The following is a 12,431-nucleotide window of genomic DNA, read 5'->3' on the forward strand; positions in this document are numbered from 1 at the left end:
AATCAGTGGTTGTCGCAGTACGGCAGCAGCGAGAGGAAGCGAGCGCGATTGATCGCGGTCGTCAGCTGGCGCTGGTACTTCGCCTTCGTGCCGGTGATGCGGCTCGGGACGATCTTGCCCGTTTCGCCGATGTACTGGCGCAGCGTGTTGAGATCCTTGTAGTCGATCTCGACGGTGCCTTCGGCGGTGAAACGGCAGAACTTCTTGCGACGGAAAAACTTCGACATGATGTGCTCCTGACCTTAGGCCGCTTCGGCATCGTTGGAATCGTTGCCGCCACCGAAACCGCCCTCGTCGTCGTCGCGACGACGGCGTTCGCCGTTCTTCTCGTCCTTCGTCTTCATGATGAACGACTGTTCCGTCACGGACTCGTCGCGCACCAGGATGAGGTGGCGCAGCACGGCGTCGTTGAAGCGGAAGCCGGACTCGAGTTCGGCGAGGACCGACTGGCTGCACTCGATGTTCATCAGAACGTAGTGCGCCTTGGCGAGGTTCTGGATCGGGTAGGCCAGCTGGCGGCGGCCCCAGTCTTCCAGACGGTGGATGGCGCCCTTGTCGCCTTCGATCAGCGTCTTGTAACGCTCGATCATGGCGGGCACCTGTTCGCTCTGGTCGGGATGGACCAGGAACACGATTTCATAATGACGCATGGTGACTCCCTTGTGGATGACGGACGAGGCGGGCTCGTCGCGCAGCCTCCCGCGGCGCGGTAAGGCAAGGCCTTCCCGCCGGGACGGCAGGAAGGGGCGCGCATTCTACGGGAGCCGGGGCGTCCGGCGCAACTGGGGGTTGGCGCAACTCGTTGATTTACAGGGTCGCCAGCCACTCGTCGTCGGAGCCCTCGTTGACGCCCTCGAACAGGAACGTCGACAGGTAGCGTTCACCGGTGTCGGGCAGCATCGCGAGGATCACCGCGCCCTCGGGCGCCGATTTCGCGACCTCCAGCGCCGCGGCGAACGTGCCGCCGGCCGAAATGCCGCAGAAAATGCCTTCTTCGGCAGCGAGTTGCCGCGCCGTGTCGCGGGCCGTCACGTCGTCGACCGGCACGATTCGATGCGCCACGTCGCGCTTGAGCACCGCCGGGACGAAATCGGGCGTCCAGCCCTGGATCTTGTGCGGCTTCCACTCGGCGCCCGATAGCAGCGACGCGCCGGCCGGCTCGGTCACGACGATCTCGACCTCGGGCCGCGCCAGCCGGATCATTTCTCCGGCGCCGGTCAGCGTGCCGCCGGTGCCCCAGCCGGTCACGAACGCGTCGAGGCGGCGGCCGGCGAAGTCCTGCAGGATTTCCGGGCCGGTCGTGTTGCGGTGATACGCCGGGTTCGCCTCGTTCTCGAACTGCCTGGCGAGAAACGCGCCGTGCTTCGCGGCGAATTCTTCGGCGCGCCTGACCATGCCGCTGCCGCGCTCGGCGGCCGGCGTCAGCAGCACCTTCGCGCCGAGCGCGCGCATGATCTTGCGCCGCTCGATCGAGAACGTCTCGACCATGAACGAGACGAACTGGTAGCCCTTCGCCGCGCAGACCATCGCGAGTGCGATGCCGGTATTGCCCGAGGTCGCCTCGACGATCATCTGGCCGGGTTTGAGGAGACCCTTCGCTTCGGCGTCGAGCACGATCGCGAGCGCGAGGCGGTCCTTCACCGACGACATCGGGTTGAACGCTTCGAGCTTGACGTACATCTCGACGCCGGCCGGCGCGAGGCGGTTGATGCGCACGATCGGCGTGCGGCCGACCGTTTCGAGGATGTTCGCGTAGATCATGGCGGGCTCCGTTCGCGGCGAGATCTGAAGATTACTCTAGTGTTCCAACCCACAAGTTTCCAAACATTCCGGTGTCTTTCACCGCGATACGTCGTTGCGCCTCGTCGCCGTACTGCCCGTACGACTCCTCGGCGCGCCTAGTCTCGCGGCGAAATCCATCCGGAATCTTACGTTTGAAAACCTGTGGGTCGAAACACTGGCGCCGCGCCGCCGGCGTTACCGCACGATGCGCGCGAGCGCCCGCTTCGCCGCGTCGAACGAAAAATGCCGTTCGACGTTGGCGAGGCCGTTCGCCGACAGCGTGTTCCACAGCGCCTCGTCGCCGTACAGGCGCACGACGTCGGCGGCGAACGCCGCAGCGTCGGTCGCCACGAGCACGTCCGAGCCTTCGGCGATGTGCATGCCTTCGACCGCGGACGGCGTCGCGACCACCGGCAGGCCGTAGCTCATCGCCATGTTCACCTTGCCCTTGACGCCGGCGCCGTAGCGCAGCGGCGCGACCGACACGCGGCAGCCGTCCATGAACGGTTCGAGATCTTCGACGAAGCCGTGCACGACGAAGTCGTCGGCCGCGAGCGCGAGCACGCCTTCGGGCGGAGGCTGGCCGATCACGTGGAAGCGCACGCCCGGCAGCGCCGCGCGGATCGCGGGAAACACGTCGCGGCCGAACCACAGCACGGCGTCTTCGTTCGGCGGATGCATGAAGCTGCCGACGAAGACGATGTCCTTGCGCTCGCCGAACGGGCGCCGGCAGCCGAACACTTCGTGCACATTGGAAAGAATCTCCACGCGCGCCTGCGGCAGCTCGCGCGCGAGCAGGTCGCGCTCGACCGGGCTGACCACGAGCGTCACGTCGCATTCGCGGATGAGTTTCAATTCCTGCGCGCGCGTCGTTTCGGCGCGACGCAGGAGGTCGGCGCTGTTTTCGAGCTTCGCGGCGCGCTGTTCGCGCAGGTAGTGCAGGTCGACCGTGTCGAAGATCAGCGTCGCGCGCGGCGCGTACAGGCGCGCAAGGCCGAGATAGTTGATCGCGATGTAGTGGCGCGACAGCAAGATCGCGTCGAACTCGTCGCCGCGCTGGCGGAACAGCCGCACCGCATCGGTCAGGTAGGGCGCGTACAGCGCTTCGACGCCGAGCGCCTGCAGCGCCGGCGTGTAGCGGTCGAGGTAGAGCCGGTTTTCGGCGAAGAACGTCACCTGCCAGCCGAGCGCGCGCATCAGGCGCATGAGATTGACCATGCGCAGCGAACCCGAATCCTGGTCCGGCGTCGGCGTGCACGCGTCGACGATCAGGATGCGCTTGCCCGCGCGGAACGTCGCGGCGCGCGGCGCCTTCGCCGCGTCGTCGATCGGCGCCGGCTGGCGCGAAAGTTCATCCTTCCACTTTTCCAGGAATTTCGCGTGGTTGATCGTCTGGAAGCGCTTCATGCCGGTGCCGGCCGTGTCGGTGCCGGCGGTGACGCCTTCGAAGTGGATCACGGTCGCGCGCGGCTCGACGAACACCTTGAGCCCCGCCTTGCGCACGGCGAACGCGAGATCGGTGTCCTCGTAGTACGCCGGCGCGTAGCGCTGATCGAAGCCGCCGAGCCGTTCGAACAGTTCGCGGCGTAGCACGATCGCGGCGCCCGAGCAGTAGTCGGCCTCGCGGCGGAAGTTGTAGCGCGGGTCGGCCGGATCGTCGAAACGGCCGTAGTTCCAGCCCGAGCCGTCGTTGAACACGATGCCGCCGGATTCCTGCAGACGCCCGTCGGGATACACGAGTTTCGCGCCGACGAGGCCGGCGTCGGGTTCCTCGGCGAACACGGCGACGAGCGTGTCGAGCCAGCCCGGCGTGACCACGGTGTCGTTGTTGAGGAACAGCACGAATTCGCCGCGCGCGGCGGCGGCGCCGGCGTTGCACGAACCGACGAAGCCGAGGTTCTGCGCGTTGCGGATCGCGCGCACGCCGTCGACGTCTTCGAGGCGGCGCTGCGTATCGTCGGTCGAGCAGTCGTCGACGACGATCGTTTCGAACGACGTCGCGCCCGCATGCTCGGCGAGGCTGCGCAGGCAGGCGACGGTGTAGACGATCTTGTTGTAGACCGGGATCACGATCGACACGCGCGGCGTCGCGCTCGTCGGCACGGCGAACACCTCGCCGTCGTCCTCGGGCAGGCCCGCGACCGCGACCGTCGGCACCTTGGCGCGCGCGAACTCCTTGAGCGCGCGGCGGAACGTGCCGGCGAGGCCGCGCCGCGCGATGCTGCCGCGCGTGCGGCGCCAGCCGTTGACGAGGCGCGAGCGGTAGAACGCCAGGCGCGCGCGCAGCCCCTTGAACTTGCGCTTGGCGTAGCGCAGCGGGCGCGTGATGCGCCACGAAATGCTGCCGTAGGCGAGATCGAGTTCTTCCTTGAGCGCCAGCGCCCAGCGCGTGCGTTCGGCGAAATCCTCTTCGACCTGCAACAGGCTCTTGAGCCAGCGGCCGCGTTCTTCGTAGTCGTTGCGCAGCTCGCGGTTTTCGCTTTCCTGCGCCTGCAGCGCGACCAGCGTCGTGCGTTGCTCGCGCTCCAGACCGATCGCCCATTCGGCGCGTGCGTCGAGTTCGGCCGACTGCTCGCGCACGGTGCGCGCGAGCGTCGCAGCGCGCGCGCGCTGGGCGTCGAGTTCGCCGCGCAGCGCGAAGAGCTGCAGCAGTTCCGTCGCGGCCGGCCGCGCCTGCGCGACGCGCGCGAGTGCGCGTGCGGGAAGCACCGCCGCGTAGTCGGCCGCCATCGCCGCAACGTCGCGCACGGGCAACGTCGCCAGATGCGCGCGCACGGCCGCGAGCGATTCGCGCGACGCGGCCAGCGCCGCGACGCGCGCGGCGATCGCCGCGGCGTCGGGTTCGACCAGAAAACCGTCGACGCCGTCATGCAGGCGCTCGGCGAGCGCGCCGACGCGCGTCGCGATCACCGGCAGGCCCAGGCTCAGGCACTCCGACAGCGTGTAGCTGAACGTTTCGGCGACGGTCGGCAGGATCAGCGCGGCGTCGGGCGCCAGCGTGTCGACGAGCGCCGGCAGTTCGTCGCGCCGGTAGTTGAGCAGCACGTGCACGTTGCGCTCGCCGAAAAACGCCTGCGCTTCGGCGCCGGCGCCGACGAGAAAGAGATCGGCGTGTTCGCGCAGTGCCGGCAGCGCGGCGAGCAGCAGTTCGGCGCCCTTGCCGCGACGCACGCGGCCCGGCACGACGAGGCGCAGGCGCGCGCGCGGCGCGCGCGGCGCGACCGCTTCGCGCGGCGGCCACGCGGCGATGCCGTGGGCGACGACGTCCGACGTCAGCGCGCGCAGTTCGGGTGCGAGCCGCAGCACGTTCGCGAGCGCGCTGCGGCTCGGCGCGACGATCCGCGCCGATGCGGCGAGCAGCGCCTGCACGTAGCCGTCGCGCAGCGCGCGCCAATGCGCCGGATCGCGTTCGGCGAATTCGAACTCGCCGTCGGCCGCGGCGAGGTCGCCGGCGCGCTGCGCGTCGTCGAATGCGAGCTTCGCATCGCCGAAGTCGCGATGCAGGATCGGCCACAACGGATAGCAGTCGTGCGCGACGACGACGGTCGGCAGGCCCGAACGCAGCGCGTCGAGACTGTGGCCGATCAGCGACGACACCATCACCGCGTCGACCGCCTGTTCGGCGACGATCGCGTCGAAGAACGCGCGCCAGTCGGCGTCGGCGAGCGCCGTGTCGGCGATCGGCCGCGGCAACGCGAGCCGGCGCAGCGGCGGCCCGGCGAAACTCCCGTCGACGAGTTCGAGCGCCTCGCCGTAGCGGCGGCGCGGAAAGTCGCCGCGCGCTATGAGCACGCGGTGGATGCGCGACGTGTCGCTCGCGGCGAGATCGCGCACGAAGCGCTCGGCGCCGCCGCCCCAGCCGTGCAGCACGTGCAGCACGACCGGCCGCGGATCGCAGCCGGCGCGCGCCGGGTTGCAGGCGTCGTCGGCCAGCGCGAGGGCCAGTTGCGCGCGCAGCTCGCCGAGCGCGTCGCCGGGCGCGTCGTCGCGCGCTATGCGGCGCTTCGGACCCGCCACGTACAGATGATCGAGCAGCACGCAGCGCCGCGGTGCGAACGCGCCGAACGTGTCGCCTTGTGCAATCGTGGCGATGTCGCTTTCGCGCAGTCGTTCGCCGTGCCAGGCCGAGAGCAGCGGCGAGACGTCGGCCGCGGCGATCAGCGCGCGGCGGCCGTACGCGTAGCACAGCGCGTCGATGCGATCGACGCCGGCCGTACCCGGCGCCGCGAGCGGATGGCGCGACGCGGCCGTGTTGTCGAGCGGGCCGGCCGCGAGCACGTCCGGCTGCGCGAGCGCCGCCACGAGGCGTTCGTACCAGAAGGGCGGCAACGCGGTACCCGCCGCGAGCAATACCACGTGCGTACCCGGGCGGTACTCGCGTGCCCAGGCCAGCTGCGCGGCGCGCGTGTCGCCGGCCGCCTGCGCCGTGGCGATGCGGGCGAGGTCCGGCGCGTGCGTTGCCACGGTTTCGACGCCGTCGGGCAAGGTGTCGGCGAGGGCCTGCCACCAGGCGGCGGACGCGCCGGCGCCATGGACGAGGAGTAGTGCGGGGCTTGCGTGGGCGGAAGGCACTGAGTCGAGAAATCCTTGTGGCGCCGCGATAGCCGGGCACGTAAACCGCCCAATTATCCCGAATGCCGGCTGAAGGGGAAACCGTGACGGCCCGGAAGCGTCTTTCGTCGCCGGCCGAGGGGGCGGCCGGATCGGCTACACTCCCGGCACTCACCGAGGCCGCCGACCGCACTTGTTCACCGACTTATCTGCCCGTCTCGCCGCCGCAGCGCGCATCGTCTGGCGCTGGGCGCGGGTCCCGTTCTGGTTCGGCCTCGGTTTCGCGATTGCGTTCGGCGTGCCGTACGTGCTGCATCTGGACACGCAGGTGCGCGCGCGCTTCGACGATCTGTCGTGGGAAACGCCGACGCGCGTCTACGCGCGACCGCTGCTGCTCGCGCCCGGCGAGCCGCTCGATGCCGCCACGCTGCTGCTCGAACTCGACGCCGCCCGCTACGACGAGGTGACCGGCGCGCGCCAGCCCGGCACGTTCATGCGCGACGGCGACCGCTTCGTCATCGCGCGCCGCTCGTTCGTCACGCTCGAAGGCATGGAGCGCGCGCGGCGCGTCGAAGTGGTGCTGCAGCGCGCGCGCGTCGCGACGATCAAGGACATCGACAACGGCCAGACGCTCGCGCAGCTGCGCCTCGACCCCGCGCGCATCGCCACGCTCTACGGCGCCGAACAGGAAGAACGCCGCGTCGCAAAGCTCGGCCAGATGCCGCCGCTGCTCGTGCAGGGGCTGCAGGCGGTCGAGGATCGCGACTTCAAGCATCACTTCGGCATCGACTTCACCGCGATCGTGCGCGCGATGCTCGCGAACGCGCGCGCCGGCCATCTCGTGCAGGGCGGCTCGACGCTGACGCAGCAGCTCGTCAAGAACCTGTTTCTCGACCGCAGCCGCAGCCTCGTGCGCAAGTTCAACGAAGCGGTGCTCGCGATGCTGATCGAAGCGCGCTACGAGAAGCAGCGCATCCTCGAAGCGTACGTCAACGAAATCTTTCTCGGACAGCAGGGCGGCCAGGCCGTGCACGGCTTCGCCGCGGCGAGCGAATTCTATTTCGGCCGCGAGCTCAACACGCTGCGCGTGCCCGACGTCGCGCTGCTCGTGGGTCTCGTGCAGGGCCCGAGCTACTACGATCCGCGGCGCTACCCCGAACGCGCGCTGGCGCGGCGCAACCTCGTGCTGTCGATGTTCTTCGAGACGGGCCTCGTCAGCGACGACGAATACGCCCGCGCGAAGGCCGCGCCGCTCGGCGTATCGGAAAGTCCGGGCCTGCCGCGCAACCGTTTTCCGGCATTTCTCGATCTCGTGCGCGGACAGTTGACGCGCGACTACGACGACGCCGCGCTGCGCGGCGCGGGCCTGACCGTGCTCACGACGCTCGCGCCGTCGACGCAGATGCTCGCCGAGCGCGCGCTCGTCGAGACGCTCGCCGCGCTCGGCAAGAAGCAGGACGGCACGCAGGCCGCGATGGTGGTGACCGGCGCGCGCAGCGGCGAGGTCGCCGCGGTCGTGGGCGATCGCGCGCCCGATCAGCCCGGCTTCAATCGCGCGATCGACGCGCGCCGGCCGATCGGTTCGCTGGTCAAGCCGTTCGTCTATCTCGTGGCGCTGGCGCAGCCGCAGCGCTACTCGCTCGCGAGCATCGTCGACGACGCGCCGGTCGCGCTGCCGCAGCCGAACGGCAAGACGTGGATGCCGCAGAACGCCGACAAGGAGGCGCACGGCCCGGTGACGCTGATCGACGCGCTGGCGCGGTCGTGGAATCTCGCGACGGTGCGGCTCGGCATGCTCGTCGGCGTCGACCGCGTGCGCGCGCTGCTCGCCTCGTTCAATCTCGCATCGCCGATCAACCCGAATCCGTCGCTGCTGCTCGGCGCGCTCGACCTGTCGCCGCTGGAAGTGGCGCAGCTGTACCAGTATTTCGCGGCCGACGGCCATGCGCTGCCGGTCGTCGCCGTGCGCGGCGTGCTCGATCTCGACGGCCGGCCGCTGCGGCGCTACGGCGTCAAGCCCGGCGCCGGCGACTACGTCGACGCGGCGCGGCTGGTAAGCTACGCGCTGCAGCAGGCGCTGACGACCGGCACCGGCAAGGCGGTGGGCGCAAGTCCGCTCGCGGCGCTCAACGCGGCCGGCAAGACCGGCACGAGCGACGATTCGCGCGACAGCTGGTTCGCCGGCTACACGGGCGATCATCTCGCCGTCGTCTGGGTCGGCCGCGACGACAACAAGCCGACCGGCCTCGTCGGCGCGACCGGCGCGCTGCGCGTGTGGATGGCGCTGTTCGGACGGTTGCCGAGCCGGCCGCTCGATCTCGATCTCGGCGGCGGCATCGAAATCGCCTGGGTCGACCCGACGAGCGGCAAGCGGACGCGGCCCGAATGCGAAGGCGCGCGGCAGATGCCGTTTCTCGCCGGCTACGCGCCGCAGGAAGAAGAGGGCTGCGCGCTGCAGCGGCTGCGCGAATGGTTCGGCGGCGATTCCGGCGAAGCCGGCGCGCATTGATCACGAAGATGCAACAAGGTGCAGAATGAACGTTTTTGCTTTGTCGATTCGTAGTGCCGGCGTCGCCAGCCTGCTCGCGCTCGCCGCCTGCGGCGGCGCGCCGTCGCCGCAGCAGGCGCCCGCGCAGGCCAAGGTCGAGCGCGACTACATCATGGAGATCCGCGCGGCGGGCTATGCCAGCACGTCGGCGGTCGAAGTGCAGCCGCTGCGCGATCCGGCCGTCGACGGTTTCCTCAAGCAGGCCGCCGACCTCGAAGCGCAGCACAAGTACGCCGACGCGACGGCGACCGTCGACCGGGCGCTCAAACTCGCGCCGGACGCGCCGGAGATCCTGCAGCTCAAGGCCGAACTGATGATGCCGCAGGGCAAGTACGCCGACGCAGAGGCGCTGGCGCGCAAGTCTTACGATCTCGGCCCGAAGCTCGGCAGCCTGTGCGCGCGCAACTGGCAGACCGTCATCGAAACGCGCCGCGTCGCGCGCGACGACGCCAGCGTCGAGAGCGCCAAGGGCCAGCTCGCGTCGTGCCGCGTCGCGCCGCGTCAGCGGCTCTGAACCGCGCGTGCGGGATATCGCCGAACTCCTGGGCGCGGACGGCGTCTTCGCGCGCGAAGTGCCGGGCTTCGCGCCGCGCGCCGCGCAGCAGGAAATGGCGCGCGCGGTCGCCGACGCGATCGCCGATCGCCATACGCTGATCGCCGAGGCCGGCACCGGCACCGGCAAGACGTTCGCGTACCTCGTGCCGGCGCTCCTGTCGGGCAAGCGCGTGATCGTCTCGACCGGCACGAAGACGCTGCAGGACCAGCTGTTCCACCGCGACCTGCCGCGCGTGCGTCAGGTGACCGGCGCGCGCCTGAAGGCGAGCCTGTTGAAAGGCCGCGCGAATTATCTATGCCTCTACCGGCTCGACCAGGCGAGCCGCGACGGGCGCTTCCCGTCGCGCGAGCAGGTCGGGCAGTTGCAGCTGCTGCGCGCGTGGTCGACGCGCACGGCATCGGGCGATCGCGGCGAATTCGCCGACGTGCCCGAAGATTCGCCGCTGTGGCCGCGCGTGACGTCGACCACCGAGAACTGCCTCGGCGCCGACTGCCCGATGTTCAACGACTGCTTCGTCGTCAAGGCGCGCCGCGCGGCGCAGGAAGCCGACGTCGTCGTGGTGAACCATCATCTGCTGTTCGCCGACCTCGCGATCAAGCAGGAGGGCTTCGGCGAAATCCTGCCCGGCGCGCACGCGTTCGTGCTCGACGAGGCGCATCAGATTCCCGATCTCGCCGGGCAGTTCTTTTCGGTCAGTTTTTCCGCGCGACAGGTGCAGGAGCTCGTGGCCGACACCGAAGCCGAATGCGGTTCGGTCACCGGCGCTTTCAGCGTGCTCAGCGAAGCGTTGACGGCGATGCCGTCGGCGCTGCGCCGCGTGCGCCTCGCGCTCGACAAGCTGCCGCAGCGCGGTGCGTTCGCCGCGATCGAGGACGACCGCTTCGCGCTCGGCGAACTGCGCGAGCTGCAGACGGCGATGAGCAAGCTCACCGAAGCGCTCGCGGGGCAGGCCGAACGCTCGCGCGGCATGACCAACATGCACGAGCGCGCCGAAGGCATCGTGCAGCGGCTCGACCAGGTGCTCGACGGCACCGCGCACAACTGGGTGCACTGGTACGAACTGACGACGCAGGGCTTCGCGCTCAACGCGACGCCGCTCGATCTCGCGCCGCCGCTGCGCGCACTGCGCCAGCAGAGCCAGGCCGCGTGGATCTTCACGTCGGCGACGCTGTCGATCGCCGGCGATTTCAAGCACTATTCGCGCCAGCTCGGCCTCGACGATCCGGTGACGCTCGCGCTCGCCAGTCCGTTCGACTACGCGCGGCAGGCGCTGACGTACATCCCGCGCGGGTTGCCCGATCCGAACGCGCCGGACTACACCGACCGCGTGATCGCGGCCGCGCGGCCGGTGCTGGAAGCGTCGCGCGGTCGCGCGTTCCTGCTGTTCACCTCGCATCGCGCGCTGCGACGGGCGGCCGAACTGCTGGCCGACCTGCCGTACCCGCTGTTCGTGCAGGGCACCGCGCCGCGGCATCAGCTGCTGACCGACTTCCGCGCGTCCGGCAACGGCGTGCTGCTCGGCGCGGCGAGTTTCTGGGAAGGCGTCGACGTGGCCGGCGATGCGCTGAGCTGCGTCATTATCGACAAGTTGCCTTTTGCGGCGCCGGACGATCCGGTGCTCGAAGCGCGCCTGAATGCCATGCGCGAGGCGGGCGGCAATCCGTTCGTGCAGTGGCAGGTGCCGACCGCGGTGATCGCGCTCAAGCAGGGTGCGGGCCGGCTGATCCGCGACGTGCACGATCGCGGCGTGCTGGTGCTGTGCGATCCGCGGCTCATCACGCGTCCCTACGGCAAGCTGTTCCTGAAAAGCCTGCCGCCGATGCCGATCACGCGCGAGCTCGTCGACGTCGACGGGTTCTTCGGCGAGTAGACTCGTCGCATGGCCCGCAGCTCCGAAGACACGCGACGGCGACTCCTCGATGCGGCGACCGCCGAGTTCGCCGAGCACGGCATCGCCGGCGCCCGCGTCGACCGCATCGCCGCGGCGGCCGGCTGCAACAAGCAGGCGATCTACGCGTACTTCGGCAGCAAGGACGGCCTGTTCGACGCGGTCTACGACCTCCTGTGCGTACGCATCGTCGACGCCGTGCCGATCGATGCGCACGATCTGCCGGGCTACGCCGTGCGCCTGTCCGACTGGTTCGCCGCGAATCCGCAGGTGCTGCGGCTGGCGGCGTGGTTCCAGCTCGAAGTCGGCGCGTCGCGGCTGCCGCCGGCGGTGGCGCTGCGCGCGACCGAGCACAAGATCGCGGCGATCCGCGCGGCGCAGGACGCCGGCGCGATCGGAAGCCGCTTCGCGCCGGAAGCCCTGCTCGCCCTCGTGCTGAGAATCGCGACGACCGGCAGCAAGGACTCGCCCGAATCGGGCCTGCTCGATGCGTCGGCGGCCACGCTGCGGCAGGTCGTGCGCGCGGCGGTCGAGCGGCTCGTCTCGAATTGATCGATGCCTTGGTCGCACTCGCGGCGCAAGGCATCTGTGCTTGCTACGGATTTCCGCACACGGCAGGCATCGGCGAAAGATTGCTGGCAAAGCAGGCGTTCGCCGTCGGAAACGAAAGTGTCGATTCGAAGCCCGGAACGAACCAGAATTTGCATGAAACGCTCGGTGTTGCGCCAAGGTTTGGGTCGGCGTAACCGAGCGTCGGTGCATTGACCTGGAACGTGACTTGACCGTTCGTGTTCGTGTCAACGCTCGTCGGTGGGGTAACCCAAATGGCGATGTCAGGCCGAGTCGACGTGCAGCTCGACTGGATTGTCCTGCCGGGGTAGGCGTGGCTCAGACTTACAACGACATTGCTCTGGCCGGTCCAGTTGAGAGGCGAGATGGACGACGGATTGATGACGACATTCTGACCGAGAGCGACACCGACCGCAGTATATGTTGCGGCGTTTAGGGTGCCGATCGTGAATGAACATTGGCGTGTCGGGGGCGGTGTAGGTTGTACCGTGACCATGTCGCTGGCCGTGACGCCGATTGTGAACATGCCCCAGGAA

At 69.4% G+C, this 12,431-nt stretch carries 9 protein-coding genes and 1 pseudogene; 4 read left to right on the plus strand and 6 right to left on the minus strand.

What is annotated here, in order from left to right; all coding sequences use genetic code 11:
• Nucleotides 1-2 precede the first annotated feature (2 nt).
• The 5 genes and pseudogenes from rpsR to OD750_RS27485 form a co-directional block, all read right to left on the minus strand.
• The gene (gene rpsR, locus OD750_RS05620) at nt 3-227 is read right to left on the minus strand and encodes a 30S ribosomal protein S18 (protein ID WP_263543283.1); all 225 of its coding nucleotides are present in this window, start codon (nt 225-227) and stop codon (nt 3-5) included.
• 15 nt (nt 228-242) lie between these two features.
• Nucleotides 243-650 (minus strand): 30S ribosomal protein S6, encoded by a 408-nt coding sequence (gene rpsF, locus OD750_RS05625; RefSeq protein WP_263543284.1) that lies wholly within the window; start codon nt 648-650, stop codon nt 243-245.
• Nucleotides 651-807: 157 nt separating this feature from the next.
• A complete protein-coding gene (cysK, locus tag OD750_RS05630; protein ID WP_263543285.1) occupies nt 808-1,761 on the minus strand; it encodes a cysteine synthase A in 954 nt (317 codons plus the stop codon).
• Nucleotides 1,762-1,977: 216 nt separating this feature from the next.
• Complete coding sequence (locus OD750_RS27480) at nt 1,978-4,068, minus strand: glycosyltransferase (protein WP_425508219.1); 2,091 nt, start codon at nt 4,066-4,068, stop codon at nt 1,978-1,980.
• A 504-nt stretch (nt 4,069-4,572) separates the two neighbouring features.
• Nucleotides 4,573-5,382, minus strand: a pseudogene (locus OD750_RS27485) (glycosyltransferase); the annotation flags it as partial.
• 1,144 nt (nt 5,383-6,526) lie between these two features.
• Between OD750_RS27485 and mrcB the strand changes: the two are divergent.
• The 4 genes from mrcB to OD750_RS05655 are packed head-to-tail and all read left to right on the plus strand — an operon-like array spanning nt 6,527 to nt 11,877.
• Entirely contained in the window at nt 6,527-8,842 is a 2,316-nt protein-coding gene (mrcB, locus tag OD750_RS05640) for a penicillin-binding protein 1B (RefSeq protein ID WP_263543287.1), read from the plus strand.
• 25 nt (nt 8,843-8,867) lie between these two features.
• Nucleotides 8,868-9,395, plus strand: a complete 528-nt coding sequence (locus OD750_RS05645) for a tetratricopeptide repeat protein (protein WP_263543288.1) — start codon at nt 8,868-8,870, stop codon at nt 9,393-9,395.
• 7 nt (nt 9,396-9,402) lie between these two features.
• Entirely contained in the window at nt 9,403-11,307 is a 1,905-nt protein-coding gene (yoaA, locus tag OD750_RS05650; protein ID WP_263543289.1) for a DNA repair helicase YoaA, read from the plus strand.
• 9 nt (nt 11,308-11,316) lie between these two features.
• On the plus strand, nt 11,317-11,877 hold the full coding sequence (locus tag OD750_RS05655) for a TetR/AcrR family transcriptional regulator (protein ID WP_263543290.1): 561 nt from the start codon (nt 11,317-11,319) through the stop codon (nt 11,875-11,877).
• Between the two features lie 43 nt (nt 11,878-11,920).
• On the opposite strand, the gene OD750_RS05660 is transcribed toward OD750_RS05655, so the two are convergent.
• Nucleotides 11,921-12,421: a hypothetical protein gene (locus OD750_RS05660; protein ID WP_263543291.1), complete on the minus strand. Its 501-nt coding sequence runs from the start codon at nt 12,419-12,421 to the stop codon at nt 11,921-11,923.
• Nucleotides 12,422-12,431 lie beyond the last annotated feature (10 nt).

The sequence above is a fragment of the Tahibacter soli genome (assembly GCF_025717065.2).
GTDB classification, from domain to species: Bacteria; Pseudomonadota; Gammaproteobacteria; order Xanthomonadales; family Rhodanobacteraceae; genus Tahibacter; species Tahibacter soli.